Origin of the sequence: Microbacterium sp. K41, from assembly GCF_004794395.1 — a bacterium.
In the GTDB taxonomy this organism is placed as follows: Bacteria; Actinomycetota; Actinomycetes; order Actinomycetales; family Microbacteriaceae; genus Microbacterium; species Microbacterium sufflavum.
Genome location: NZ_SSDO01000008.1, coordinates 1 through 1,432, shown reverse-complemented (window position 1 = coordinate 1,432; position 1,432 = coordinate 1). Strand labels below are relative to the sequence as shown.

Below are 1,432 nucleotides of genomic sequence, written 5' to 3'. Positions count from 1 at the left end.
TGCTCGGCGCGCGGCAGCTCGCCGCGCTGGCGTCGGTCGGTATCGACCGGGTCGCCGTGGCTCCGCGCCCCCGGGTCGCGGTCGTTTCCACGGGGGCGGAGCTCGTGGCGCCGGGGGAGCCGCTGCGCCGCGGCCAGATCCCGGAGTCGAACGGCCTGCTGCTCGCGGAACTGGCCGTCGAGGCCGGGGCGGAGGTGATCCTGCGCGAGGTGGTCGGCGACGAGCCGGGCGGGCCTGCGTCTGCGGTGGCCCGGGCCGAAGACCTCGGAGCGGACGCCGTCATCTTCTCCGGCGGGGTCAGTGCGGGCGCGTACGAGCCCGTGCGCCAGAGCCTGGGTGCCGCGATGGAGTTCGTCCGGGTGGCGATGCAGCCGGGCAAACCGCAGGGGTTTGGGGTGACCACGCGTGGCACGCTGCTGTTCGGGCTGCCGGGCAACCCCGTGAGCGCCGCCGTCTCGTTCGAGGTCTTCGTGCGGCCCGCGCTGCTGCGGCTGCAGGGGCGGAGCATGATCCACCGGCCCGTGCGCAGAACCCCCGCCGGAGCGGAGTGGCGGACGCCGCCCGGCCGACGCCAGTACCTGCCCGCCGTGCTCGATGCCGAGGGCCGGGTGCGTCCCGCGACCCGGGGAGGTTCGGGCTCCCACCTCGCGGTCGGCCTCGGCGCCGCCACCGCCTACGCCATCGTTCCCGCCGACGTCGATCGGGTGTCGGTCGGGGACCTCGTCGATGTGATGGAGCTGACATGACGTTCACCCACCTGGACTCCGCGGGGCACGCGCGCATGGTCGACGTGACCGACAAGCAGCCCACCGTGCGCGCGGCGTCCGCGGCCGGCCTGGTGCGCTGCGCGCCCGAGACCGTGACGCTGCTGCGCGACGGTGAGGTACCGAAGGGCGACGTGCTCGCGGTGGCCCGCATCGCCGGCATCCAGGCCGCCAAGCGCACGCCGGAGCTGCTGCCGCTCGCGCACGTGATCGGCGTGCACGGGGCGGTGGTCGACCTCGACATCGTCGACGAGGGCGTGCGCATCACGGCGACCGTCCGCACCGCCGACCGCACGGGTGTGGAGATGGAGGCGCTGACGGCGGTCTCGGTCGCCGCGCTGGCCGTGGTCGACATGATCAAGGGCGTGGACCGTTCCGCGTCGATCGAGCACGTGCGCATCACCGCCAAGGAGGGCGGCCGCAGCGGCTCGTGGCGGAGGCCGGAGGAGTGACCGCCGGGGTGCCGTCGGCCGCCGGGATCGTGCTCGTGGGCGGTCGGGGGCGGCGGATGGGTGGTGCGGTGAAGCCGCTGCTGAAGATCGGCGGCGAGACACTGCTGGCTCGGACGCTGCGCGCGCTGGACCGTGCCGGTGCGGCGCCGGTGTATGCGGTGGGGCCGGTGCTGGATGCGGCGGCGGAGGTGCGCTGGGTGCGCGAGGATCCGCCGC

The 1,432-nt window shown here is 75.1% G+C and carries 3 protein-coding genes; all 3 read left to right on the top strand.

Annotated features, from left to right (window positions below; all coding sequences use genetic code 11):
• The coding region (locus tag DW309_RS00050; RefSeq protein WP_136044162.1) for a molybdopterin molybdotransferase MoeA at positions 1-746 on the top strand (746 nt) is incomplete at its 5' end.
• Positions 743-1,216: a cyclic pyranopterin monophosphate synthase MoaC gene (gene moaC / locus DW309_RS00045; protein ID WP_136044161.1), complete on the top strand. Its 474-nt coding sequence runs from the start codon at positions 743-745 to the stop codon at positions 1,214-1,216. The genes DW309_RS00050 and moaC, both read left to right, overlap by 4 nt.
• Positions 1,213-1,432 (top strand): NTP transferase domain-containing protein (locus DW309_RS00040; RefSeq protein WP_168387112.1); only part of this gene is annotated, 220 nt, incomplete at its 3' end. The genes moaC and DW309_RS00040, both read left to right, overlap by 4 nt.